Here is a 23,991-nt window from a genome sequence, read left to right on the forward strand (position 1 = left end):
TCGGCACGCAAGACGCCTGACTGATGGCATTTTGCCAAAAACTCTGCAGTCACGTTGGGACTTTCGTGTGTCCCCGCGCGGAAAAATTCGGGCCCACAAACAAAAACGCCCGACCAAAGGCCGGGCGTTAATTTCTCGGGCAACCTTACTTATCGTCAGGTACGCCCGGAACATTAGGGATTTGATCGACGGAACCTTCAACTTCGGCCTTCATACGCTTGAGGCCCATGTGCCGTACGTCGGTGCCGCGTACCAGGTAAATCACCAGTTCGGAGATATTGCGCGCATGGTCGCCAATCCGCTCCAGGGAGCGCAGCACCCAGATAATGCTCAAGACCCGCGAGATAGAGCGCGGGTCTTCCATCATGTAGGTGGCCAGCTCCCGCAGCGCAGTCTTGTACTCACGGTCGATGACCTTGTCGTACTGGGCCACCGACAGGGCCAGTTCGGCGTCGAAGCGGGCAAAGGCGTCGAGCGCATCGCGCACCATGTTGCGCACCTGGTCGCCGATGTGGCGCACCTCCACGTAGCCGCGTGGCGCTTCGCCTTCTTCGCACAGCTGGATGGCGCGGCGGGCGATCTTGGTGGCTTCGTCGCCGATGCGCTCCAGGTCGATCACCGACTTGGAGATGCTGATGATCAACCGCAAGTCGGACGCCGCCGGTTGGCGCCGGGCGAGAATGCGCAGGCATTCTTCGTCGATGTTGCGTTCCATCTGGTTGATCTGGTCATCGATCTCACGCACTTGCTGGGCCAGGCCCGAGTCGGCCTCGATCAGCGCGGTGACCGCATCGTTGACTTGCTTCTCCACCAGCCCGCCCATCGCCAGGAGGTGGCTGCGCACTTCCTCGAGCTCGGCATTGAACTGCGCGGAGATGTGGTGGGTAAGGCCTTCTTTGCTAATCATGTTGGCGTCCTTGGAGCGTCCGGTAAGGTGCGGAGAACCGCAGCGTCAGTGCAATCAGAACCACAGCTTCCTAGCCGTAGCGACCGGTGATGTAGTCTTCGGTCTGCTTCTTCGCCGGATTGGTGAACAGGGTATCGGTGTCGCCGAACTCCACCAGCTTGCCCATGTACATGAACGCGGTGTAATCAGAAACCCGTGCCGCCTGTTGCATGTTGTGGGTCACGATGACGATGGTGAACTTGGACTTGAGCTCGTAGATCAGCTCTTCGACTTTCAGCGTCGAGATCGGGTCGAGTGCCGAGCAGGGTTCGTCGAGCAGCAACACTTCCGGCTCCACGGCGATGGTGCGCGCGATCACCAGACGCTGCTGTTGGCCGCCGGACAGGCCGAGGGCCGAGTCGTGCAGGCGGTCCTTCACTTCGTCCCACAGCGCCGCACCTTTCAAAGCCCACTCAACCGCTTCGTCGAGGATGCGCTTCTTGTTGATGCCCTGGATGCGCAGGCCGTAGACCACGTTTTCGTAGATGGTCTTGGGGAACGGGTTGGGCTTCTGGAACACCATGCCCACGCGGCGACGCAGCTCGGCCACATCCTCGCCCTTACGGTAGATGTTGGTGCCGTAGAGGTTGATGGCACCGTCCACGCGGCAACCGTCCACCAGGTCGTTCATGCGGTTGAAGGTACGCAGCAGCGTGGACTTGCCGCAGCCCGACGGGCCGATGAAGGCGGTCACGCGCTGCTTGGGAATGTTCATGCTGACGTCGAACAGCGCCTGTTTTTCACCGTAGTACAGGCTCAGGCCCGGCACTTCGATGGCCACGGTTTCCTGGGCCAGGCTCAGGCTCTGCTTGTCGCGACCCAGGGCAGACATGTTGATGCCGTGGGTGTGGGTGTCTTGTTGCATGGGATGCTCCCTGTGCTACCAATTCATTGTGTGTGGGAGGGGGCTTGACCCCTCCCACATTGAAAAGCTTTAGCTATCCAACGCTTTGTATTTTTCGCGCAGGTGGTTACGGATCCACACCGCCGACAAGTTGAGCGTGGCGATCACCAGTACCAGCAGCAACGCGGTGGCGTACACCAGCGGCCGGGCGGCTTCGACGTTGGGGCTCTGGAAGCCGACGTCATAGATATGGAAGCCCAGGTGCATGATCTTCTGGTCCAGGTGCAGGTACGGGTAGTTGCCGTCCAGCGGCAGCGACGGCGCCAGTTTCACCACGCCCACCAGCATCAGCGGCGCCACCTCACCGGCGGCGCGGGCCACAGCGAGGATCATGCCGGTCATCATCGCCGGGCTGGCCATCGGCAGCACGATCTTCCACAGCGTTTCCGCCTTGGTCGCGCCCAGTGCCAGGGAGCCCTCCCGCACGGTGCGAGGAATCCGCGCCAGGCCTTCTTCCGTGGCCACGATCACCACCGGCACCGCCAGCAGCGCCAGGGTCAGCGAGGCCCACAACAGGCCCGGCGTACCGAAGGTCGGCGCCGGCAGGGCTTCGGCGAAGAACAGGCGGTCAACCGAGCCCCCCAATACATACACGAAGAAGCCCAGGCCGAACACGCCGTAGACGATGGCCGGTACGCCGGCCAGGTTGTTCACGGCGATACGGATGATGCGGGTCAGGGTGTTCTGCTTGGCGTATTCACGCAGGTACACCGCCGCCAGCACGCCGAACGGGGTCACGATCATCGCCATGATCAGGGTCATCATCACGGTACCGAAGATGGCCGGGAAGATCCCGCCTTCAGTGTTGGCTTCCCGTGGGTCATCACTGAGGAATTCCCAGACCTTGCTGAAGTAGAAGCCGATCTTGGTGATCGTGCCCATGGCGTTCGGCTGGTAGGCGTGCACCACTTTGCCGATGCCGATTTCCACTTCCTTGCCGTTCGCATCGCGTGCCGTCAGGGCATCCCGATTGAACTGGGCGTGCAGGTCGGACAGGCGCGCTTCAATGTCCTGATAACGGGCATTCAGCTCGGCGCGGTCGGCGTCCATATCGGCCTGGGCGGCGGCGTCGAGCTTGCCTTCCAGTTCCAGTTTGCGGCCATGCAGGCGGATACGTTCCAGGCCGGCGTTGATCGCGCCGATGTCGGATTTTTCCAGGGTCTTGAGCTGGGCAGCCAGCTTGTTGACGCGGTCCACGCGGGCCTGCAGCTCCGGCCAGGCGGCCTCGCCTTCGGCAATGACCTTGCCGTCCTGCTTGACGTTGACCAGGGTGCCATAGAAGTTGCCCCACTCACGCCGCTCAATGGTCATCAGGTTCGCGGGGGTGGTCTGGTCCTTGAGCCACTCGCCGACGATCCAGGTGAAGTCGTTGCCGTTCAGGTCGCGGTTGCCGACCTTGATCAGCTCGCGGGTCATGAACTCCGGGCCTTGGTCCGGCACCGGCAGGCCCGCGCTTTTCAGGCGTTCGCGGGGCACTTCTTCCTTCTGCACCACTTCGCCGATGACGATATGGTTTGCCTGGCCCGGCACGTTGTAGTTGGCCTGGATCAAGTCAGCCGGCCAGAAGTGGCCCAGGCCACGCACGGCAATCACGGCCAGCAAACCAATGGTCATGATGACCGCGATGGACACCGCGCCACCGCTGATCCAGACACCGGGGGCGCCGCTCTTGAACCATCCATTCAGGGAGTTCTGTTTCACAGACTTCTACCTTTCTTAAAGCGACGAGTATTTCTTGCGCAGACGCTGACGGATCAGCTCGGCGAGGGTGTTCATGATGAACGTGAACAGCAGCAGTACCAGCGCCGAGAGGAACAGCACGCGGTAGTGGCTGCCACCCACTTCCGACTCGGGCATCTCCACCGCGACGTTGGCCGCAAGGGTTCGCAGGCCTTCGAACAGGTTCATCTCCATCACCGGGGTGTTACCGGTGGCCATCAACACGATCATGGTCTCGCCCACCGCACGGCCCATGCCGATCATCAGCGCCGAGAAGATGCCCGGGCTGGCGGTGAGGATGACCACGCGGGTCATGGTCTGCCACGGCGTGGCGCCCAGGGCCAACGAGCCCAGGGTCAGCCCGCGTGGCACGCTGAACACGGCATCTTCGGCGATGGAATAGATGTTCGGGATCACCGCGAAACCCATGGCCAGGCCGACCACCAGAGCGTTGCGCTGGTCGTAGGTGATACCCAGGTCGTGGGAGATCCACATGCGCATGTCGCCGCCAAAGAACCAGGTTTCCAGGTACGGGCTCATGTACAGCGAGAGCCAGCCCACGAACAGGATCACCGGGATCAAAATCGCACTTTCCCAGCCATCCGGTACACGCAGGCGCAGGGATTCAGGCAAGCGACTGAAGATGAAGCCGGCCACCAGGATGCCGATCGGCAACAGCATCAACAGGCTGAAAATCCCCGGTAGATGCCCTTCCACATACGGCGCCAGGAACAGGCCGGCGAAGAAGCCGAGGATCACCGTCGGCATCGCTTCCATCAGTTCGATCACCGGCTTGACCTTGCGGCGCAGGCTCGGGGCCATGAAGTAGGCGGTGTAGATCGCAGCGGCAACGGCCAGTGGCGCAGCCAACAGCATGGCGTAGAACGCGGCCTTCAAGGTGCCGAAGGTCAGCGGCGCCAGGCTCATCTTGGGTTCGAAATCGGTGTTGGCGGCGGTGGATTGCCAGACGTACTTGGGTTCGTCGTAGTTCTCGTACCAGACCTTGCTCCACAGTGCGCTCCAGGACACTTCCGGGTGCGGGTTGTCGAGCATCAGCGGCTGCAGCTTGCCGCCCGCCTCCACGATCACGCGGTTGGCCCGTGGCGACATGCCGAACACGCCCTGGCCGTCGACCACCGGGTCCACCAGCAAGGTGCGGTGGGCGGTGCTGTGGAACACACCGAACTTGCCGGACGCGTCGAGGGCGGTGAAGCCTTTGCGGCGCTCTTCGGCGGTGATTTCAAGGATCGGCGTGGTGCCCATCTGGAAGGTACGGATCTGCTTGAAGCGCTGCTCGCCATCCGGATCGCGGGCCATGAACCACTGGGCCAGGCCGCCCTTGGAGTTACCGACGATCAGCGAGATACCGCCCACCAGCTGCGTGCTCGCGGTGACTTCAGCAGTGCCGTCTTCCAGCAGTTTGTAGCGACCATTGAGGCTCTTGTCGCGCAGGCTGAACACATCGGCCAAAGCACGACCATTGATCACGTACAACCATTGCTGGCGCGGGTCGATGAAGATCGCCTTCACCGGCTCGGTCATCTGCGGCAGCTCGATGCGCTTCTGCTCGCTGGTGACTTCGCCGGTCATCATGTTTTCTTCGCGGCTCAGGGACAGCACGTTCAAGTGCGAACCCGCGGAGCCTGCTACCACCAGGGACGAATCCGTGGCGTTGAGGGCCACGTGTTCCAGCGGGCGGCCGGCGTCATCCAGCACGATCGGTGTTTCACCGTAGGGGTATTCGATCGCGGGGGTGATGGTTTTCTTGCCGTCCGGGTAGGACACCTTATAGGTGTGGCGGAACACCAGGGACTGGCCGTTGGACAGACCGAGGATCACCAGCGGGCTGCCGGGTTGGTCTTCACCGATAGAAGCAACGCTGGTGCCGGCCGGCAGGGGCAGGTCGACACGCTTGAGCTCGGCACCGGTCTCGACATTGAAGAACAGCGCCTGGCCCTTGTCGGAAACCCGCATGGCGACTTGGTTCTGTTCTTCGAGGGAGATCATCAGCGGCTTGCCCGCGTCCTGGATCCAGGCCGGGGTCAGGGCGTCTTCCTTGGTCAATGAAGCGCCCTGGAACAGTGGCGCGACGACATAAGCCAGGAAGAAGAAAATCAGGGTGATGGCGCCGAGGACGGCGAGGCCGCCGACCAGCACGTACCAACGGGTCAGGCGATCCTTGAGCGCGCGAATGCGGCGCTTGCGTTGCAACTCAGGCGTATTGAAGTCAATGCGCTTGGGGGGAGAAGTCGTCGTCATGGTGGAATTGGCCAGATCATTCATGCGCACACCCTAGCGATCCTGTATGACAGAAAGATGACAGTGAAGTGACGCAACAAATCCGCCGCGAAGCAAGGCTGGCAGCGGACTTAAAATTAGGGATGTAACCGGGCTTTGTGTGGGAGCGGGCTTGCTCGCGAAGGCGTCGTATCAGTCGCCAGGTGTGTTGAATGACACACCGTCTTCGCGAGCAAGCCCGCTCCCACAGGGGCCCGGTATTACACCGGGTACCGCAGGCTTAGTTGCCTTCTTTCAGACCCAGGTCAGCCAGGGCCTTGGCGGCGACTTTGGCTGGCAGTGGGATGTAGCCGTCTTTCACGACAACTTCCTGGCCCTGTTTGGACAGAACCAGCTTCACGAACTCGGCTTCCAGCGGGGCCAGAGGCTTGTTCGGGGCTTTGTTGACGTACACGTAGAGGAAACGCGACAGCGGGTATTTGCCGTTCAGGGCGTTTTCTTCGCTGTCTTCGATGAAGTCAGTGCTGCCTTTCTTGGCCAGGGCCACGGTCTTCACGCTGGCGGTCTTGTAGCCGATGCCCGAGTAACCGATGCCGTTCAGCGAGGAGCTGATCGACTGCACGACCGAAGCCGAGCCGGGTTGTTCGTTCACGTTTGGCTTGTAGTCACCTTTGCACAGGGCTTCTTCCTTGAAGTAGCCGTAGGTGCCGGATACCGAGTTACGACCGAACAGTTGCACCGGCTTGTTGGCCAGGTCGCCGGTCACACCCAGGTCACCCCAGGTTTTCACGTCGGCTTTACCACCGCACAGGCGAGTCGAGGAGAAGATCGCGTCGACTTGTTCCATGGTCAGGTGCTGGATCGGGTTGTCCTTGTGCACGAACACCGCCAGGGCATCCACAGCAACCGGGATAGCGGTTGGCTTGTAGCCGTACTTCTGCTCGAAGGCCGCCAGTTCGGTGTCCTTCATCTTGCGGCTCATCGGGCCCAGGTTGGAGGTGCCTTCAGTCAGCGCAGGTGGCGCGGTGGCCGAGCCGGCAGCTTGAATCTGGATGTTGACGTTCGGGTATTCCTTTTTGTAACCCTCGGCCCACAGGGTCATCAGGTTAGCCAGGGTATCGGAACCAACGCTGGACAAGTTGCCCGACACACCAGTGGTCTTGACGTACGCCGGGATTGCCGGATCAACACCAGCGGCCACCGCGTTGGCGGTCGCAACGCCAGCAGCGACAAAAGTCATTGCCGCCATCAAACGTTTCAGTTTCATGCCTTGCTCCTAGCAGATAGGGATAATTGGATCGGGGCCAAGTATCGGGAGGCCGTGTGAACACTCTATGTCTGGAATGTGACAATTAGATGAAAGGCCACTATTCAACGACAACACAAAAAAGCGCGCAGGCACGGGGCCTGGGAGGGAGAGGTGAAGGCTTGGAAATACGTTGAGACGTGATCGTTCCCAGGGCTGGGAACGATCATCACCCATGGTTTAGCGCGAACGCTTCCACAGATACCCACCCACCACCATCCCCATCACACACAGGGCGGCAACGTAGTAGGCCGGGCCCATCGGGCTTTCCTTCATCAGCAGAGACACCGCCAGCGGCGTCAGCCCGCCGAATACGGCGTAGGCCACGTTGTAAGAGAACGACAGGCCGCTGAAACGCACCACGGGCGGGAAAGCCTTGACCATCACGTAGGGCACCACGCCGATGGTGCCCACAAAGAGGCCGGTCAGTGCGTACAGCGGGAACAGCCAGTCTGGGTGGGCCATGAGGCTGTGATACAGCGTCCAGGATGTGGCCAGCAACAGTGCGCAACCAGCGACCAGCACACGGCCTGCGCCGAAGCGGTCGGCCAGGGCGCCCGAAGCGATGCAGCCGAGGCTGAGGGTGACGATGGCCAGACTGTTGGCCTGCAGCGCAACGGTCGGACTGAAGTGATAGATAGTCTGCAGCACGGTCGGGGTCATCAGGATCACCACCACGACGCCGGCCGACAACAGCCAGGTCAGCAACATAGACAAGACGATGGCCCCTCGGTGATCACGCAGCACGGCGCGCAACGGCAACTCGGCAGCCAGGGTCTTGCGTTGCTGCATCTCGGCGAAGATCGGCGTTTCGTGCAGCCAGCGGCGCAAGTACACCGACAACAGGCCGAACACACCGCCAAGCAGGAACGGGATACGCCAGGCGTAATCCGAGACCTGCTCAGGGCTATAGATAGTGTTGATCGCGGTCGCCACCAGAGAGCCCAGCAAAATACCGGCTGTCAGGCCGCTGGTGAGCGTCCCGCAGGCGTAGCCGATATGCCGTGGCGGTACGTGTTCGGAGACGAACACCCACGCGCCTGGCACTTCACCGCCAATGGCCGCGCCCTGGATGATGCGCATCAGCAGCAACAGCACCGGCGCCCACAGGCCGATCTGCGCGTAGGTCGGCAGCAGGCCCATGATCAGGGTCGGCACGGCCATCATGAAGATGCTCAGGGTGAACATCTTCTTGCGGCCCAGCAGGTCGCCGAAGTGCGCCATGATAATGCCGCCCAGCGGGCGAGCGAGGTAACCGGCGGCAAAGATGCCGAAGGTCTGCATCATGCGCAGCCATTCGGGCATGTCGACCGGGAAGAAGAGTTTTCCGACCACGGTGGCGAAAAACACGAAAATGATGAAATCATAAAACTCCAGCGCCCCGCCCAAGGCAGACAGCGACAGAGTTTTGTAGTCGTTGCGGGTCAGCGGGCGCGACGGTTGCGCACTGCTTGCGGGCACGGAGGACATGGCAAGGCTTCTCTTATAGTAGTCGGGACGGCAAGCCCGGGACTTGCGGCAGGCTTGGCAAGATAGCAAATCGCTCGAAAAAGCACAGCGCTGAGCGAATAACAGTTCGACGGCATGAAATATTCGGCTTTTTTGCGCTGCATCTGCGCACAGAAGCACAGTTGCCGGAAAAAGCCGCGATACAGCCGCCAATTGCCGACCAAATGAGCGTCCAGAGGTCGTCGTGGCGACAGGGTGTCGATATACTCGGCCCTTGCAAGCGCAAGACGCCCAGTCTTGAGGGGCTGCTGTGCCAAACCGTCGTTGGAAGCCCTCCAGCCGATTTGGCAGAGTTTCCCTTTAGTACGCCTTACGAGAAACGCATCACGCGGAGTATGTTGGTGCTGAAACGTTTTTCCATAAGACGGCTATCCACTTGAAATACCCATGAAGCGTCACGGGTCAGAGGCACGCTCGGCATGATCGAACTCGAACAAGAAGATCCTATCCCGCAAGGCGATCTCGCCCTGCAAATCACCGCCCTCCCGCGTGAAACCAACGGTTTTGGCGATATCTTTGGCGGCTGGCTGGTCGCACAGATGGACCTGGCTGGCACCGCGATGGCGAGCAAGGTCGCAGGCGGGCGTGTAGCCACTGTCGCCATTGATCGCATGGCGTTCCTGGTGCCGGTCGCGGTGGGCGCGCAACTCTCCTTCTACACCCAGGCCCTGGAAATCGGTCGCAGCTCGATCCAGATGATGGTCGAAGTGTGGAGCGACGACCCGCTGTCCAGTGAGTGGCGCAAGGTCACCGAGGCGGTGTTCGTGTTCGTCGCCATCGATGGCAGCGGCCGCACGCGTTCGGTGCCGTCGCGCGCACGTTAAACCTCACCGGGTTTTGACGGTCAATTGCCCCATCGCCTGCCATGAAGAGTGCTTTGTTATGCCGACGCCCCACGTTGAATCCGTGAAAATCGACGAGCTGGACTGCTGGCGCATCCGCCACAACGGCGCGGAACTGATGGTGGCCCAACAGGGCGCGCATATATTCAGTTACCAGCGCGACGGCGAGCAGCCGCTTATCTGGCCGAACCCTGAAGCGGTGTTCAAGCGGGGCAAGGGCATTCGCACCGGCGTACCGGTGTGCTGGCCATGGTTTGGTGTGTTCGACCGTAACCCGCAGAGCGTCAAGGCGATGCGCCAGAGCGACCAGCCGGCCGGCGCTCACGGTTTTGTGCGTACGGCACTCTGGGAATTGGCTGCGACGGAACTCGAAGGCCATGCGCTACGGGTGGATCTGGTACTGCCGGTGCCGACGGGCGGTTTTCCGGGCTGGCCGCACCAGGTCGACCTGAAACTGAGCCTGCTGCTGGAGGATCAACTGCATATCCACCTGACCAGTCATAACCGTGGCACTGACACCGTAACCCTCAGCCAGGCGCTGCACACCTACTTTGCGGTGAGCGATGTGCGCAATGTAGATGTCGATGGGCTGGACGGCGTGACGTATATCGATACCGCGGACGGCTGGGCCGTGAAGGTGCAATCCGGACTGCTGCACTTCACCGCAGAAACCGATCGCATCTACCTCGATATGCCGTCCCAGGTAAGCATCGTCGACAAAGACTGGCAGCGCCGTATCCAGCTCACTGCCGAGGGCTCAAAGTCGACGGTGATCTGGAACCCCTGGACCGAACGTGCCAAGGCGTTTGATGACATGGCCGATGATGGCTGGCCGGGCATGCTGTGCATCGAGACGGCGAATGTGCTGGACGATGTGGTGAGCCTGGCGCCCGGCGAAAGCCACACCTTAGGTGTGAGCATCAGCGCTGTCGCCCTGTAAGAACGCCAATCAAAATGTGGGAGGGGGCTTGCCCCCGATAGCAGTGGATCAGTCAGCACATTGGCTACTGATAGACCGCTATCGGGGGCAAGCCCCCTCCCACATTGGTTATATGTTGCCCTTTAAAGATCGGATTCCTTGACCACCCGCACTTTCCCCGCATCCAGCGCATAGGCCGCATCGGCAAGATCGTTATTGACCTTCTCCACCTTCAACGTGCCCGTGACCCACAGCGGCGTATAGATATCATCCAGCTTCAGCCCCTTGGGATAGCGCACCAACACCAGTTGGTTCGGCGGCGGCGGTGGCACGTGGATGCACGCGCCTGGGTACGGCACCAGGAAGAACAAGGTGCTGCGGCCCTTGGCGTCAGTCTCCAACGGCACCGGGTAGCCGCCGATACGGATGTTTTTGCCGTTCATGGCCGCCACGGTCTTGGTGGAATACATCACCGCCGGCAAGCCCTTGCTCTGCTTCAGGCCACCCTTGTCGGTGAATGTGCCTTGGGCTTCGGGGGAGTTGTGGTCGATCTCGGGCATGGCTTCGAGGGCTTTTTGGTCCGACAGCGGCATCAGGTCGAGCCAGTCGGTTTCCGGCAGTTCACCGGCGTGCGCCAGGCCAGGGCCCAGCAGGAGGAGTGTTAACAAAAGACGGCGCATGGAGAGGCTCGACAAATACAGGTGGCGAGCATTCTAGCCCCCTGCGCCTGCGCAGCGCAGAGAGCTTCGTCGCTTAGATCATTTCTTTTTCAGCAGGCCGTAGATCACCAGCAGCACGATGGCGCCGATCAGCGCGCCGAGGAAGCCGGCGCCCTGGCCTGCCTGGTAGATGCCCAGGGCCTGGCCACCGTAAGTGGCGACCAACGAACCTGCAATACCCAGCAGGATGGTCATGATCCAGCCCATGCTGTCGTCGCCTGGTTTCAGGAAACGCGCGAGCAGGCCGACGATCAAGCCGATAAAGATGGTTCCGATGATACCCATGGCATTTCCCTCTGAATGTAGGTGAGCTATGCCAAAGCCTAGTCAGGCTTTGGCATCCTGCAATCAGAGAGACGACGGTCACCAATGGTTCCCGTCGGACTTGCCTTATTGCTCGGCAATCAGCGCTTCAACCTTGAGGATCTGCGCTTGCAGCGTCGCGCGGTCCTTGCAGCGCAGGTTGGCATGGCCGACCTTGCGCCCGGCCTTGAAGGCCTTGCCGTAGTGATGCAGATGGCAGTCGTCGATGGCGATGACTTTTTCCACGGGTGGCACCACACCGATGAAGTTGAGCATGGCGCTCTCGCCGACCTTGGCCGTGGAACCCAACGGCAAGCCCGCCACCGCCCGCAGGTGGTTTTCGAACTGGCTGCACTCGGCACCTTCGGTGGTCCAGTGCCCGGAGTTGTGCACGCGCGGGGCGATTTCGTTGGCCTTGAGGCCACCGTCGACTTCAAAGAACTCGAACGCCATCACGCCAACGTAATCCAGCTGCTTGAGCACACGGCTGGAATAGTCTTCGGCCAGGGCCTGCAACGGGTGGTCGGTGCTGGCCACGGACAGCTTGAGAATGCCGCTGTCGTGGGTGTTGTGCACCAACGGGTAGAAGCGGGTCTCGCCATCACGGGCACGCACGGCGATCAGCGAGACTTCACCGGTGAACGGTACGAAGCCTTCCAGTAGGCAGGCGACGCTGCCCAGCTCGGCGAAGGTGCCGACCACATCGGCGTCGGTACGCAGGACTTTCTGGCCCTTGCCGTCATAACCCAGGGTGCGGGTTTTCAGCACGGCCGGCAGACCGATGCTGGCGACGGCGGCATCCAGGTCCGCCTGGGACTGGATATCGGCGAAGGCCGGGGTCGGAATGCCCAGGTCCTTGAACATGCTTTTCTCGAACCAGCGGTCGCGGGCAATGCGCAAGGCTTCGGCGCTCGGGTACACCGGGACGAACTGCGACAGGAACGCGACGGTTTCGGCCGGGACGCTTTCGAATTCGAAGGTCACCAGGTCGACCTCGTCGGCCAGTTGGCGCAGGTGGTCCGGGTCGCTGTAGTCAGCGCGCAGGTGCTCACCCAAGGCCGCCGCGCAGGCGTCCGGCGCCGGGTCCAGGAAAGCGAAGTTCATCCCCAGCGGGGTTCCCGCCAGGGCCAGCATGCGGCCCAGTTGGCCGCCACCGATTACACCGATTTTCATCGTCAACAACCTCAGGCGATGCGTGGGTCTGGATTGTCCAGCACGCTGTCTGTCTGTTCAGCACGGAATTTTTTCAGCACCGCGTGGAACTGCGGATGCTTGGCGCCCAGGATGCTGGCGGACAGCAGGGCGGCGTTGATCGCGCCGGCCTTGCCGATCGCCAGGGTCGCCACCGGGATGCCGGCCGGCATCTGCACGATGGACAACAGCGAATCCACGCCCGAGAGCATCGCCGACTGCACCGGCACGCCGAGTACCGGCAGGTGGGTCTTGGCCGCACACATGCCGGGCAGGTGCGCTGCACCGCCCGCACCGGCGATGATCACCTCGATGCCACGGGATTCTGCTTCATCGGCATACTGGAACAGCAAATCCGGAGTGCGGTGGGCGGAGACCACTTTCACTTCGTAGGGAATGCCGAGTTTTTCCAGCATATCGGCGGTGTGGCTAAGGGTGGACCAATCGGACTTGGAGCCCATGATCACGCCAACCAATGCACTCATCGTCGTGCCTCTTCTCTCTGGGCGCCCGCAGGCGCGTCAAAAAACAACAAGCCACGCGGGAAATCCGGCGTGGCTTGGTGTACGAATTAAGGCCGGTTGGACCGGCCGAAGGCCGCGCAGTATACCGTAATAATCCAGATAAACAGCCCCTGGGATGACCATCTGTCTTAAGCGCCAAAGCGGCAGATTTACTGACTTGCAGGTCAACCCGACAGGTCTTCTCCAACACTGAAACTTCACCCCTCCAACATCGAATGCCACTACCGCATTTGCCTATGGCACCGACAGGCAATGGCAGAGCGCAGCCTTATCGTGGACAGCGACACACCCCACTGACATCTCCAAGGACAAGGACTGCCCCCATGCCTGCATCGGTCGAGTATTACCGCACCCTACCCGCGCCCCACGACATCCTCAACCTGACACCGCCCGAAACGGCCACATTGCTCAAGGCGCTGAACAAAAATGTCATCTACACCCTGGGCCATCTGCCTACCCGCCCAGTGAGCGCACTGAAGCTACTGACCCAGGTGCTCGAGCACTACCTGCCCAGGCCCGAGCTGGACCGCATCTTCTACGCCTGCCCACCATCGGACACGACCCCGCAACACACTTTGTACGCCCTCTACCACCACCTCGTTCTGTTTAACGCTCTGCCCTCCACCTACAACGCCAGTACGGTGGTGTTCTACACCCCCGGAGCAGACGCCTTGCAAGCCCTGCCGCCCGAGTGCCAGACGCTATTGAAGATAGCCCTGCAGAACCTAGAGGGTATCGAGTTCTACCTGAGTGACCTCGCCGACTTCTGGCAAGCCCGGCACCCCTACGCCGACATGACCAACCAGGCGTACGTGGCCCGAGCCTTCGCGGTCCAGCTTCAGTGTGCGGCATCGCTCAGGCTGGCAGACGGGTCGCTGGACCATGAAAGCGTGGCGTTGATCACGCTCCTGGCGTCGCCCGGGCATATTTCCGGCTGCCATCTCTACCGCATCGCGTTTCAGGATGAAGAACAACAAGCGCATGTCCCGCTGTACGGCGCCTTCCTGATCACCCGCACGCCCGCCAACGCAGCACCCGGTCAGAACCCCTGTGTCCTTTACGTGCCCGGGCTCAAGTTGCAGGCGTTCTACTCGCCCGCCCTGCTCAGAGCCCACCTGATTGCCGAGTTGAGCGAGACCAGCCTCCACCGTCTGCTGCCGTGTATCGACCGCAATCAACTTCAGCGCTTGGAAAAGCTGGCCAGGCAAGGGCTACGGGACGATCACGTCAGCCTGTCACCGATGGTGTTCAGCCCGCACTTCTATGAGGACGTGACCCTGGCGCTGATCAACCAGCAACGCCGAGACATCCGGCACGCGTGGTCATGGGCGCGGCCTCGGCATTTCCAGCAGGCCAATTGGATCAACCGTCACATCGAGACCGCCTCGGACCTCAGGTCATTGATGACCCTTGAAAGCACCTTCAAAGACCACGCGACACCCGCCATCGCGGCGTTTGAACGAAAACTGCCACCCCGCCCAGCGCCCATTCCGGCGCCTGCTGCGCCGAAGCCGATCAACCTGAACGTCTACATCCATCGTGATTTGCACGGCGACAGCCGGCTGCCGTCCCTGCGCGAAGACTATTTTTCCTGGCTGCAAACCGAACTGGAAGACCTTTCCGGCCGGACAGTCATGATCACGTTTCATCAGGAAACCGGGCCGGCTTATCTAATCGATTTCAAATACAGAGGGGATCATCGGGCCAGCCTATCTGCCTGGAAACATACCGTCCTCCAGCACCTGGAACACGCTTCGATCACCCTTTCGCCGCTCGACCTGTATCTGTTGCTGACCCGCGATGACATTGACTCACAAGCGGCCGGCGTAGCTTATCTGCATGACAGCTTCGGCATTGCCGCGACAACGTCATACCGCATCGCAGCCCATGAAGTCGGGCATATGCTCGGCGCGCTGCATAAAGACGGCGACAATATTTTCAATGGCTGGTGGCACGAAACCCTGATGAAGAATCGTGACTTTTTCTCGTTCCTGAGGGGCAACGCCTACCGGTTCAGCGACAAGAACCGGGACAATATCCGCACCTACCTGAGCCAGTTCGATTGACGCACGGCTATACGGCGGGGCTTGCCGCTCCGCCTTCGAGCTTGCGCCACAGCAACCGCACGTTCGCCTTGCGCACCAAGGCGCAGCGGTACAGGCGGATTTCCAGCGGCACATGCCATTGCGGCCCGCCGCACACCACCAGCTCACCCCGCGCCAGCTCGGCGCGCACGCTCAACTGCGGTACCCAGGCTATGCCCAGGCCCTCAAGGGCCATGCTCTTGAGGCTGTCAGCCATGGCGGTTTCGTACACGGTGGTAAAGCGCAGTGCCCGTTGGCGCAACAGCAAGTTCACCGAGCGACCGAGAAACGCGCCGGCGCTGTAGGCCAGCAACGGTACGCTGCCTTCGCCTTCCAGGTCGAACAACGGTTTGCCGTCGGCATCGGCGGCACACACCGGAAGCATTTCGGTATTGCCCAGGTGCAGCGACGGGAAAATTTCCGCGTCCATCTGCATCGCGGCGTCGGGGTCGTAGAACGCCAACATCAGGTCGCAGCCGCCCTCACGCAAAGCATGCACCGCGTCGCCGACGTTGGTAGCCACCAGTCGCGTGGCGATGTTCAGGCCTTCGTTGCGCAGTTGCGCGATCCAGCGTGGAAAGAAGCCCAGGGCCAGGGAGTGCGCCGCCGCCACTTGCATGACCTCGCCCTGCCCGCCTTCCAGGTGATGCAAATGGCGCAGCACTTCACCGAGCTGTTCGACCACCGTGCGCGCGGTGACCAGGAACAACTGGCCCGCCGCCGTCAGCTCAACCGGCGTGCGGGAGCGGTTGACCAGGGTCAGCCCCAACGCCGCCTCCAGACTGCGGATGCGTCGGCTGAACGCCGGCTGGGTGACGAAGCGCCGCTCCGCCGCCTGGGAAAAACTGCGGGTCGCCGCCAGGGCGCTGAAGTCTTCCAGCCATTTGCTCTCAAGGTTCATTACTGCCTCCCGTGGGTACGCACCATTTTGGCACACACGCCCGCCATGATAACCGGGTCACACGCACATTATGCCGTTTGTGCATAGGCCAGTGCTTAACAGCATTGGCCCAAAAAGTTCTACAAGCCTAGCATTCGCAGCGTTCCGGCCAGTTCCGGGTCCATATCGAGATGATTTCCGTCATGTCCTCCGCTGCATCTTTCCGTACCGAAAAAGACCTGCTTGGCGTACTTGAAGTACCGGCTCAAGCGTATTACGGCATCCAGACCCTGCGAGCGGTGAACAACTTCCGCCTCTCGGGCGTTCCGATTTCGCATTACCCGAAATTGGTGGTCGGTCTGGCAATGGTCAAGCAAGCGGCGGCTGACGCCAACCGCGAGTTGGGCCAGCTCAGCGAAGCCAAGCACGCTGCCATCAGCGAAGCCTGTGCCCGTCTGATCCGCGGCGATTTCCACGAAGAGTTCGTGGTGGACATGATTCAAGGCGGCGCTGGCACTTCAACCAACATGAATGCCAACGAAGTCATCGCCAACATCGCGTTGGAGGCCATGGGCCACAACAAGGGCGAGTACCAATACCTGCACCCGAACAACGACGTGAACATGGCGCAGTCGACCAACGACGCCTACCCGACCGCGATCCGCCTGGGTCTGCTGCTGGGCCATGACGCGCTGCTGGCCAGCCTCGACAGCCTGATCCAGGCGTTCGCCGCCAAAGGCGTCGAGTTCAGCCACGTGCTGAAAATGGGCCGCACCCAACTGCAAGACGCCGTGCCGATGACCCTCGGCCAGGAATTCCGCGCCTTCGCCACCACCCTCGGTGAAGACCTGGCACGCCTGAAAACCCTGGCGCCGGAGCTGCTGACCGAAGTGAACCTGGGCGGCACCGCCATCGGTACCGGCATCAACGCCGATCCGCGCTACCAGGCCCTGGCCGTACAGCGCCTGGCGGTGATCAGCGGCCAGCCGGTCGTGCCGGCTGCCGACCTGATCGAAGCCACCTCCGACATGGGCGCCTTCGTGCTGTTCTCCGGCATGCTCAAGCGCACCGCGGTAAAGCTGTCGAAGATCTGCAACGACCTGCGCCTGCTGTCCAGCGGCCCACGCACCGGCATCAACGAGATCAACCTGCCGGCCCGCCAGCCAGGCAGCTCGATCATGCCCGGCAAGGTCAACCCGGTGATCCCGGAAGCCGTGAACCAGGTGGCGTTCCAGGTCATCGGTAACGATCTGGCCCTGACCATGGCAGCCGAAGGTGGCCAACTGCAACTGAACGTGATGGAACCGCTGATCGCGTTCAAGATCTTCGACTCGATCCGCCTGCTGCAACGCGCCATGGACATGCTGCGCGAGCACTGCATCGTCGGCATCACCGCCAACGAAGCCCGCTGCCGTGAACTGGTGGAGCACTCCATCGGCCTGGTCACCGCGCTGAACCCGTACATCGGCTATGAAAACGCCACCCGCATCGCCCGTATCGCCCTCGAAAGCGGCCGCGGCGTGCTGGAACTGGTGCGCGAAGAAGGCTTGCTCGACGATGCCATGCTCGACGACATCCTGCGCCCCGAAAACATGATTGCCCCACGCTTGGTCCCGCTGAAGGCCTAAGCGTTTGTTGCACCGCTCACCAGGTTGAGGGACTAGACACCTCTCACCTTTTGAGGGCCTGAAGGCTCGTTCTTCAGGCCCTTTTTTTTGCTTGTAGGAGCGAGCTTGCTCGCGAAAAACTACAGGGCACCGCGTTCACCCAAGAGGTACTCATCATCGTTCACGACCTTCGCGAGCAAGCTCGCTCCTACAAACCTTTAATCGCCCCGAGCAGACGGATCACGTTCGCCTAGGTATAGTGCCGCCCCTCTTCGCGTCAGAGATCGTCGGTAACGAGGTCCTGGACAGCGCGAAACCGCATGAATAACAACACCCGCAAAAGGATTGGGGTCGAAGCGTCGTGCACTGCCTGGTGCTGAGCGATAGCGTCGAACCGTCCTGCGTTTGCCATTAGAAAAATCAGCGAGGAACACTCCATGCTCGAAGTCATCAACGACTTCCTCTCAGGGAAAGTACTGATCGTGCTCATTGTCGGGCTCGGCGGTTATTTCACGATTCGCTCGCGTTTCGTACAACTGCGTCACTTCTTCCACATGTTCTCGGTGTTTAAAGACAGCCTGAAGAGCAGCTCCGACCAGCTCAGTTCCTTCCAGGCGCTGATGCTCAGCCTGGCCGGCCGCGTGGGTGCCGGCAACATTGCCGGTGTCGGTATTGCCGTGACACTGGGTGGCCCGGGCGCCGTGTTCTGGATGTGGGTCACCGCGCTGGTGGGCATGTCGTCGAGCTTCATCGAGTGCTCCCTCGGCCAGTTGTACAAGCGCACTGACGCCGAGGGCACCTTCCGTGGCGGCCCGGCCTATTACATCCAGCACGGTTTGCACAAGCGTTGGCTGGGCATGGTCATGGCGTTCCTGTTGCTGGTGACCTTCGGTTTCGCTTTCAACGGCCTGCAAGCCCACGCCGTGACCCACTCGCTGAACAACGCCTTTGGCCTGGACACCACCTACACCGGCCTGGCCCTGGCGGTACTGCTGGGCCTGGTGTTCATCGGCGGGATCAAGCGCATCGCCTCGATTGCCGACCTGCTGGTGCCGGTCAAGACCCTGGTCTACATCGCCGTAACCCTCTATGTGATCGTGCTGCAATTCGACCATGTGCCGGCCATGCTCGCGACCATCGTCAAGAGCGCCTTCGGCCTCGACCAGGCCTTCGGTGGCCTGGTGGGCAGCGCGATCATCATGGGTGTGAAGCGCGGCGTGTTCGCCAACGAAGCCGGCCTGGGCAGTGCGCCTAACGTGGCAGCAGTAGCCTCGGTTGAGCACCCGATCGCCCAGGGCGTGGTCCAGGCGTTCAGCGTGTTCCTCGATACCTTCGTGATCTGCACCTGTACCGCATTGCTGATCCTGCTCTCCGGCTTCTACACCCCGGGCTTTGAAGGCGACGGCATTGCCCTGACCCAGAACTCCCTGGCGGCGGTGGTCGGCGACTGGGGCCGCATGTTCATCTCGGTGGCCCTGGCGTTGTTCGTGTTCACCTCGATCATGTACAACTACTACCTGGGTGAGAGCAACCTGCGCTTCCTGGTGGGCAACAACCGCAAGGTGCTGATGGGCTACCGCGCACTGGTGCTGGTGCTGATCTTCTGGGGTTCCATCGAGAACCTGAGCACCGTGTTCGCCTTTGCCGACATCACCATGACCCTGCTGGCGTTCGTCAATCTGTTCGCCCTGGCGTTCCTGTTCAAGATCGCCATGCGTATCCTCAACGACTACGACAACCAGCGCGCAGCGGGCATCAAGACCCCGGTGTTCGACTCCAGCCAGTTCCCTGACCTGGACCTGGACCGAAAGGCCTGGCCGGCCAACCCGGTCAAGCCTGAGCCAAGCGCTCAAGCAAGTGCTGAACTGAACGTTCAAGCGCAACGCTGAGTGTAGATAGATGACACGCCGCCCGGCCTTGGGCATGCTCTGGGCCCGGCGGCGTTTTTCGTTCAGGAGAAAATTCGATGTCCCCAGCTAACAACGTGATGGTGCTCTACACCGGTGGCACCATCGGCATGCAGGCCAGCGCCAACGGCCTGGCGCCTGCGTCCGGTTTTGAAGCACGCATGCGCGAGCAGCTTGCCGACGTGCAAGTGCCCGCCTGGTGCTTCCGGGAAATGTCGCCGCTGATCGACAGCGCCAACATGACCCCCGCCTACTGGCAGCACCTGCACGCCGCCGTGGTCGAAGCCGTGGACAACGGCTGCGACGCCGTACTGATCCTGCACGGCACTGACACGCTGGCCTACAGCGCCGCCGCCATGAGCTTCCAATTGCTCGGCCTGCCGGCGCCGGTGGTGTTCACCGGCTCCATGCTGCCCGCCGGCGTGCCCGACAGCGATGCCTGGGAGAACGTCAGCGGCGCCTTGGCGGCACTCGGCGAAGGCCTGGCGCCGGGCGTGCAGCTGTTCTTCCACGGCGCGCTGATGGCGCCGACCCGCTGCGCGAAAATCCGCAGCTTCGGCCGCCATCCGTTTGCTGCCCTGCAGCGCAATGGCGGCGTCGCCCAGGCCGAAATGATTCCGGCGGCCCTGCATTACCGCCAGCCCAAAACCGTGGCCAACGTCGGCGTGCTGCCGCTGGTGCCGGGCATCGCCGCCCAGCAACTGGACGCAGTGATCGACAGCGGTATCCAGGCGCTGGTGCTGGAGTGCTTCGGCAGCGGCACCGGGCCGAGCGACAACCCGGCGTTCCTGGCCAGCCTTCAGCGGGCGCAGGATCAGGGCGTGGTGGTGGTGGCGATCACCCAATGCCATGAAGGCGGCGTGGAACTGGATGTGTATGAAGCGGGCAGCCGCTTGCGCGGCGTCGGCGTGTTGTCCGGTGGCGGCATGACCCGCGAAGCGGTGTTCGGCAAGCTCAATGCACTGCTCGGTGCCGGACTCGACACTGCCGAGGTGCGCCGCCTGGTGGAACTCGACCTGTGTGGCGAACTGAGCTGATCGGCCTGTAACTTGCTTCCCTTCCAGCCACCCCCTGGCTGGAAGCCCCCATGCTGCACTCTCACCTGACCACCCTCAACGCCGTGTCCCTGGTGCTCAATGCCTTCAAGGCCGAAGGCTTGCCGGCCCAGGAACTGCTGGCCGGCAGCGGCATCTGTGCGGCGGACTTGAGCCGCGCCGACACGCGCATCACCACCAACCAGGAGATGCGCGTGTGCGCCAATGCTGTGGCGCGGCGGCGGGATATCGGCCTGGAACTGGGGAGGCAGATGCATGTATCGGCCTATGGCATGCTCGGCTACGCCCTGCTCACCAGTGCCACCTTTGGTGACGCCTTGCGCTTGGCGTTGCACTACCCGGCGCTGTTGGGAACACTTTTCGAGTTGAGCCTGGAGGAAGACGGCCAGCGCGTCTGGTTCACCGCCCGTGATTATCGTGAAGACCCGGCGCTTGAACGGTTCAATGTCGAACTGTGCCTGGCCTCGCTGAAGGTCATCTGCGACGACCTGCTGGGCCAGCCACTGCCACTGCTCGGCGCACGCTTCGAGCACGACGCCCCGGACTACCGCGCGCGCTATACCGAAAGCTTCCCTTGCCCGTTGCAGTTCCAGGCCACCGCCAACGCATTTGCCTTCGACCGGCACTGGCTCGAACAGCCACTGCCGCTGGCAGACACTGTCACCCACCAGGCCATGGCCGAGCGCTGCCGCAAGCAGAACCTGGAGTTCACCGGGCGCCAGGCCTGGCTGGGCAGGATTCGCCAGTTGCTCACCGCGCAACTCAACGCCGCGCCGGGCCTGGAAGGCCTGGCCATGCAGATGAAATGCTCGGCGCGCACCCTGCGCCGGCATTTGCACGAACTGGGCTGCAGCTACCAGGAGCTGTTGGACGAGTTGCGCTTCGAACGCGCCAAGCTGCTGCTGGCGGAGGACCAGTGGCCGATCTATCGGATTGCCGAAGCGTTGGGGTTCAGCGAAACGGCCAGTTTCCGGCATGCATTTGTGCGCTGGAGCGGCGTGGCACCGAGCCAATTTCGAGCATGATGCGCCATTGAGGGGCGAATTGCGGACAGACACTTTGGCCATATTCATCCCCTTTTGGCCGCTCCTGCCGTTCTCTTAAACCGCGCCCACCGCAAGACTGCACGCACCGACACAGCCTGCGGAGAACAAGAATGCTGACGATCTACTCGGACGATCACCACCTGCACCACGGTCGCTGCGAATTGATGGACGGGCAACTGATGCCCTGCTTCGAAATGCCCTCGCGGGCCGACCATGTGCTGCAACGGGTCAAGGACCGCGAACTGGGCCCGGTGCAGGCGCCACAGGACTTTGGCCTGGCGCCGTTGCAACGCATCCACAGCCGCGATTACCTGGACTTCTTCAAAGGCGCCTGGGCGCGCTGGACCGAACACGGCCAGGACGGCGACCTGCTGCCCTACACCTGGCCCGCGCGCACCCTGCGTCGGGTGCTGCCCACCAGCCTGCACGGCCAGTTGGGCTACTACAGCTTCGATGGCGGTGCGCCGATTACCGCCGGAACCTGGCAGGCGGCCTACTCGGCGGCGCAAGTGGCACTCACCGCACAACAGGCGATCCAGCACGGCGCCCATAGTGCGTTCGCGTTGTGCCGCCCGCCGGGGCATCACGCCGCCAGCGACTTGATGGGCGGTTATTGCTACCTGAACAACGCGGCGATTGCCGCACAGGCGTTTCTCGACCAGGGCCACCGCAAGGTCGCGATCCTCGATGTGGACTACCACCACGGCAACGGCACCCAGTCGATTTTCTACGACCGCAGCGATGTGCTGTTTACCTCGATCCACGGGCACCCGGAGGCCGAGTTTCCGTTTTTCCTGGGCTATGCCGATGAGAGGGGCGAAGGCGCCGGGGAAGGCTTCAACTTCAACTATCCACTGCCCGCCGGCTCCGGCTGGGACACCTGGAACGCGGCGCTGGAGCAGGCCTGCCGGGAGATCGAACACTACGGCGCTGACATCATCGTGGTCTCACTGGGTGTGGACACCTTCAAGGATGACCCGATCTCACAGTTCAAGCTCGACAGCCCGGACTACCTCGCCATGGGCGCGCGCATCGCGCGCCTGGGCAAGCCGACGCTGTTCGTGATGGAAGGTGGTTACGCGGTGGAAGAAATCGGCATCAATGCCGTCAACGTGCTCGAAGGTTTTGAGGGGGCAACCAAATGAACATGCTCAAGTCGCTTGTGCTCTGCGCCGCCGTGCTGAGCAGCGCCGCGCACGCCGAAGAAAAAACCCTGAAGGTCTATAACTGGTTCGACTACATCACGCCCAAGGCGCTGGAGGACTTCAAGGCGCAGAACCCGGCAATCAAACTGGTCTACGACATCTTCGACACCAACGAAGCACTGGAGGCCAAGCTGCTGACCGGCAACTCCGGCTATGACGTGGTGGTGCCGTCCAATGTGTTCCTCGCCAAGCAGATCGAGGCCGGCGTGTTCCAGCCCCTGGACCGCAGCCAATTGCCCAACTGGAACCACCTCGACCCCAAGCTGATGAAGCTGATCGAGGCCAATGACCCGGGCAACAAGTTCGCCGTGCCCTACATGTACGGCACCATCCTGATCGGCTTCAACCCGGCCAAGGTCAAGGCCGCGCTCGGCGACAACGCCCCGGTGGACAGCTGGGACCTGATCTTCAAGGAAGAGAACATCAGCAAGCTCAAGCAATGCGGCGTGGCCCTGCTGGACTCGCCTTCGGAGATCCTGCCGCTGGCCCTGCAGCACCTGGGCCTGGACCCCAACAGCAGCAACCCCAAGGACTACGTCAAGGCCGAGGCGCTGTTGATGAAGATCCGCCCGTACATCACCTATTTCCATTCGTCCAAATACATGGCCGATATCGCCAACGGTGACATCTGCGTGGCCGTCGGTTATTCGGGCAGTTTTTCCCAGGCGGCCAACCGGGCCAAGGAGGCCAAGAACGGCGTGGTGGTGGATATGCGCCTGCCCAAGGAAGGCGCGCCGATCTGGTTCGACATGCTTGCCATTCCCAAAGGCGCGCAGAACCCGCAGGACGCCTACACCTTTATCAACTACCTGCTGCAACCCCAGGTGATCGCGCCGATCAGCGATTTTGTCGGCTACCCCAACCCGAACAAGGACGCCACCGGGCAGGTCGACCCGGCGATCCGCAACAACCCCAACCTGTACCCCACCGAGGCGGCGATGGCGACGCTTTATACCTTGAAACCCCTGGGCCGTGATGCCGAGCGCGCCAGGACCCGCGCCTGGACCAAGATCAAGTCCGGTACCTGACGGGCCTACATAAACACCGCCTGCCTGACTGCGCGCTTTCTAGCATGGCAACACCCGGG

Annotated in this window: 20 protein-coding genes; 9 read left to right on the forward strand and 11 right to left on the reverse strand. The window is 61.9% G+C overall.

What is annotated here, in order from left to right; genetic code table 11:
* Positions 1 to 145: 145 nt before the first annotated feature.
* From phoU to BLR69_RS21100, 6 genes are all read right to left on the reverse strand, one after another.
* Positions 146 to 907 (reverse strand): phosphate signaling complex protein PhoU, encoded by a 762-nt coding sequence (phoU, locus tag BLR69_RS21075; RefSeq protein WP_058424288.1) that lies wholly within the window; start codon positions 905 to 907, stop codon positions 146 to 148.
* Between the two features lie 70 nt (positions 908 to 977).
* Positions 978 to 1,811, reverse strand: a complete 834-nt coding sequence (pstB, locus tag BLR69_RS21080) for a phosphate ABC transporter ATP-binding protein PstB (RefSeq protein ID WP_025856391.1) — start codon at positions 1,809 to 1,811, stop codon at positions 978 to 980.
* 69 nt (positions 1,812 to 1,880) lie between these two features.
* Entirely contained in the window at positions 1,881 to 3,551 is a 1,671-nt protein-coding gene (gene pstA, locus BLR69_RS21085) for a phosphate ABC transporter permease PstA (RefSeq protein WP_071494659.1), read from the reverse strand.
* Positions 3,552 to 3,566: 15 nt separating this feature from the next.
* Positions 3,567 to 5,600: an ABC transporter permease subunit gene (locus BLR69_RS21090; RefSeq protein ID WP_172832163.1), complete on the reverse strand. Its 2,034-nt coding sequence runs from the start codon at positions 5,598 to 5,600 to the stop codon at positions 3,567 to 3,569.
* Between the two features lie 487 nt (positions 5,601 to 6,087).
* A complete protein-coding gene (locus tag BLR69_RS21095) occupies positions 6,088 to 7,074 on the reverse strand; it encodes a phosphate ABC transporter substrate-binding protein PstS (protein WP_016978637.1) in 987 nt (328 codons plus the stop codon).
* A 219-nt stretch (positions 7,075 to 7,293) separates the two neighbouring features.
* Complete coding sequence (locus BLR69_RS21100) at positions 7,294 to 8,583, reverse strand: MFS transporter (protein WP_058424292.1); 1,290 nt, start codon at positions 8,581 to 8,583, stop codon at positions 7,294 to 7,296.
* Positions 8,584 to 9,041: 458 nt separating this feature from the next.
* Between BLR69_RS21100 and BLR69_RS21105 the strand changes: the two genes are divergently transcribed.
* Positions 9,042 to 9,446, forward strand: a complete 405-nt coding sequence (locus tag BLR69_RS21105; RefSeq protein ID WP_003176975.1) for an acyl-CoA thioesterase — start codon at positions 9,042 to 9,044, stop codon at positions 9,444 to 9,446.
* A gap of 58 nt (positions 9,447 to 9,504) precedes the next feature.
* Complete coding sequence (locus BLR69_RS21110; protein WP_071494661.1) at positions 9,505 to 10,404, forward strand: D-hexose-6-phosphate mutarotase; 900 nt, start codon at positions 9,505 to 9,507, stop codon at positions 10,402 to 10,404.
* A gap of 122 nt (positions 10,405 to 10,526) precedes the next feature.
* Here BLR69_RS21110 and BLR69_RS21115 read toward each other — a convergent pair whose 3' ends face one another.
* The 4 genes from BLR69_RS21115 to purE form a co-directional block, all read right to left on the reverse strand.
* On the reverse strand, positions 10,527 to 11,063 hold the full coding sequence (locus BLR69_RS21115; RefSeq protein ID WP_010207590.1) for a DUF3299 domain-containing protein: 537 nt from the start codon (positions 11,061 to 11,063) through the stop codon (positions 10,527 to 10,529).
* Between the two features lie 78 nt (positions 11,064 to 11,141).
* Positions 11,142 to 11,387: a GlsB/YeaQ/YmgE family stress response membrane protein gene (locus BLR69_RS21120; RefSeq protein ID WP_058424295.1), complete on the reverse strand. Its 246-nt coding sequence runs from the start codon at positions 11,385 to 11,387 to the stop codon at positions 11,142 to 11,144.
* Between the two features lie 105 nt (positions 11,388 to 11,492).
* Complete coding sequence (locus BLR69_RS21125; RefSeq protein ID WP_071494662.1) at positions 11,493 to 12,578, reverse strand: 5-(carboxyamino)imidazole ribonucleotide synthase; 1,086 nt, start codon at positions 12,576 to 12,578, stop codon at positions 11,493 to 11,495.
* Positions 12,579 to 12,589: 11 nt separating this feature from the next.
* On the reverse strand, positions 12,590 to 13,081 hold the full coding sequence (gene purE / locus BLR69_RS21130; RefSeq protein ID WP_003176980.1) for a 5-(carboxyamino)imidazole ribonucleotide mutase: 492 nt from the start codon (positions 13,079 to 13,081) through the stop codon (positions 12,590 to 12,592).
* Positions 13,082 to 13,443: 362 nt separating this feature from the next.
* Here purE and BLR69_RS21135 point away from each other — a divergent pair, with 362 nt between their 5' ends.
* Entirely contained in the window at positions 13,444 to 15,186 is a 1,743-nt protein-coding gene (locus BLR69_RS21135; RefSeq protein ID WP_083365820.1) for a zinc metalloprotease, read from the forward strand.
* Between the two features lie 7 nt (positions 15,187 to 15,193).
* Here BLR69_RS21135 and BLR69_RS21140 read toward each other — a convergent pair whose 3' ends face one another.
* Entirely contained in the window at positions 15,194 to 16,105 is a 912-nt protein-coding gene (locus tag BLR69_RS21140; RefSeq protein ID WP_071494663.1) for a LysR substrate-binding domain-containing protein, read from the reverse strand.
* A 182-nt stretch (positions 16,106 to 16,287) separates the two neighbouring features.
* On the opposite strand from BLR69_RS21140, the gene aspA reads away from it, so the two are divergent.
* The 6 genes from aspA to BLR69_RS21170 all read left to right on the forward strand — a co-directional run bounded on the left by aspA (position 16,288) and on the right by BLR69_RS21170 (position 23,932).
* Complete coding sequence (gene aspA, locus BLR69_RS21145; protein ID WP_025854459.1) at positions 16,288 to 17,712, forward strand: aspartate ammonia-lyase; 1,425 nt, start codon at positions 16,288 to 16,290, stop codon at positions 17,710 to 17,712.
* A gap of 416 nt (positions 17,713 to 18,128) precedes the next feature.
* Positions 18,129 to 19,580 (forward strand): alanine/glycine:cation symporter family protein, encoded by a 1,452-nt coding sequence (locus BLR69_RS21150; RefSeq protein ID WP_071494664.1) that lies wholly within the window; start codon positions 18,129 to 18,131, stop codon positions 19,578 to 19,580.
* 77 nt (positions 19,581 to 19,657) lie between these two features.
* Positions 19,658 to 20,635 (forward strand): asparaginase, encoded by a 978-nt coding sequence (locus tag BLR69_RS21155; protein WP_071494665.1) that lies wholly within the window; start codon positions 19,658 to 19,660, stop codon positions 20,633 to 20,635.
* A gap of 50 nt (positions 20,636 to 20,685) precedes the next feature.
* Entirely contained in the window at positions 20,686 to 21,678 is a 993-nt protein-coding gene (locus tag BLR69_RS21160) for an AraC family transcriptional regulator (RefSeq protein WP_071494666.1), read from the forward strand.
* A gap of 131 nt (positions 21,679 to 21,809) precedes the next feature.
* On the forward strand, positions 21,810 to 22,844 hold the full coding sequence (locus BLR69_RS21165; RefSeq protein ID WP_071494667.1) for a histone deacetylase family protein: 1,035 nt from the start codon (positions 21,810 to 21,812) through the stop codon (positions 22,842 to 22,844).
* The gene (locus BLR69_RS21170; protein WP_071494668.1) at positions 22,841 to 23,932 is read left to right on the forward strand and encodes a polyamine ABC transporter substrate-binding protein; all 1,092 of its coding nucleotides are present in this window, start codon (positions 22,841 to 22,843) and stop codon (positions 23,930 to 23,932) included. Before BLR69_RS21165 ends, BLR69_RS21170 begins: the two co-directional genes overlap by 4 nt.
* Positions 23,933 to 23,991: the final 59 nt, after the last annotated feature.

It is taken from the genome of Pseudomonas azotoformans (genome assembly GCF_900103345.1).
GTDB classification, from domain to species: domain Bacteria; phylum Pseudomonadota; class Gammaproteobacteria; order Pseudomonadales; family Pseudomonadaceae; genus Aquipseudomonas; species Aquipseudomonas azotoformans.